Origin of the sequence: Leptolyngbya sp. FACHB-36, from assembly GCF_014695955.1 — a bacterium.
Lineage (GTDB): Bacteria > Cyanobacteriota > Cyanobacteriia > Leptolyngbyales > Leptolyngbyaceae > FACHB-36.
Window position 1 is genome coordinate 1 of the sequence record NZ_JACJPG010000052.1, and the last position, 1,685, is coordinate 1,685.

The 1,685-nt window shown below is 53.2% G+C and carries 2 protein-coding genes; both read left to right on the top strand.

The features are described from left to right. Positions 1–152 (top strand): SDR family oxidoreductase (locus H6F43_RS00730; protein ID WP_190340120.1); only part of this gene is annotated, 152 nt, incomplete at its 5' end. Between the two features lie 226 nt (positions 153–378). Continuing rightward, a partial coding sequence (locus H6F43_RS00735; RefSeq protein WP_190340121.1) for a transglutaminase occupies positions 379–1,685 on the top strand: 1,307 nt, incomplete at its 3' end.

Below are 1,685 nucleotides of genomic sequence, written 5' to 3' on the forward strand. Positions count from 1 at the left end.
AAGTTGCCAGCTTTGGGCAACAAGTGCCGATGAAGCGTGCCGGACAGCCAGAAGAAGTAGCAACCTGCTTTGTCTTCCTAGCGTCAGATGATTCATCCTACTTTGCCGGACAAATCCTGCACCCCAATGGCGGCAAAGTGGTAAACGGGTAAATCGATTAATGGTATAGATAGTGCTTAGTCGCTAGCTATTTTCAGAACTTACCTATTTTCCTAAAACCTGGGAGGTTTGAATAAACCTCCCAGGCTTGCGTGAGTTTAGCCTTCGTCAAACTGACGTTAATTGGATACAGATCGCAAGAGGGATTGTCTTTATGATGAGGGACTGGTACGTATGGAGGTGTTCAACACCGTGCTGCGCTAATCATGGCGGCGTGCTATGACTCATTCATCGGCAATCATGCAATCGAATTTGACTTCTTCGCGTCCGACACCTGCTACTGCACCTCTGCTCCAACAAGACGATCGCCACCGCACCATTCGTCCCCTTGCGTCTTATTCGCTTCAAGGGCTTGCAGTGTTGGACGGTTCTCTAATGGCGCTGGATGCGATTCGCGGCTATCTACTGCAAGTTGATCCGGCCACCGACAATACGATCGTGTTCAACTCGCAGCGAACCGAAGAGTTTGTGGACGCGATCGGGCTAGCGATCTGGAACGATACTCTATGGTTTGCGCGAGAAGAGTCGGTCTACTTCTGTAAGCTAAGCGATCTGGTTCCGCAGCTATTCGTGACGCTGCCCTATCCGGTGGATGGCGTCGGCGTGTGGGAATCGACCGTCTACGTCGCTAGCCAGAAGCAGGGCTACATTTCTATTTTTGAGCGCGAGCAGAAGCGGCTGATTACGCGGCTTCCCATGCCCGGAGTCGGCATTGAAAACTTGACCGTGCGCGGTGAAGAACTCTGGGTGTGCGATCGCACCGAGCAAACCGTGTACTGCCTCGATCGGGCAACGGGTGAACAGCGCCTGTGCGTACTGACGCCGTTCGAAAATCCGACGGGCTTGGCGTTTTACCCACAAGCCGATGGAACAGATCGACTCTACATCTCCTACGCAGGCGAAGAAGCGTACATCCGGGACAACCCCAATAACTTGGAGAATCCGGATGAATTGAGCTACCGCGATCGTACGTTCATCCATCCGCTCTACATCCACCACAACCCCGAGGAGCGCTATGCGCTCTCGAACGGATTTCTGATTGAAATGTCCTATGTGGAGGAGTTGCAGCCCCTAGAGGACGTAGACGTGCAGCATTTGGAGTGGCGGATTGCGCTGCCCACTGAGACGGCGCGCCAGAAAGTGCTGCATGTGGAGTCGATCGGGCGATCGTTCACTGAAGAACTGCAAGATGGTCAGCGGGTAGCCGTGTTCACGTTCGATCGCCTGACATCTCAGGAGCGGCACGTATTCGGCTGGAAAGCGCTGATAGAAGTGCGGAGCATCAAGTATTTGTTGACGTCAGATGATGTCGATAGCAGTTCGGTGCTGTCGCAAGAGTTTGGCACTCGCTACTTGGTAGACGACGATGAACTATCGATGGATACCCCGGTAATTCAAGCGGCGGCTCAGGAAGCGATCGGGACGGAAACCAATCTGCTGCGGAAGATGCTGAAGATTCGTAACTATGTGTACGATCGCCTCTCTTACAGCTTGACACCGCACATTGAAGCGCCGGATGTCGTACT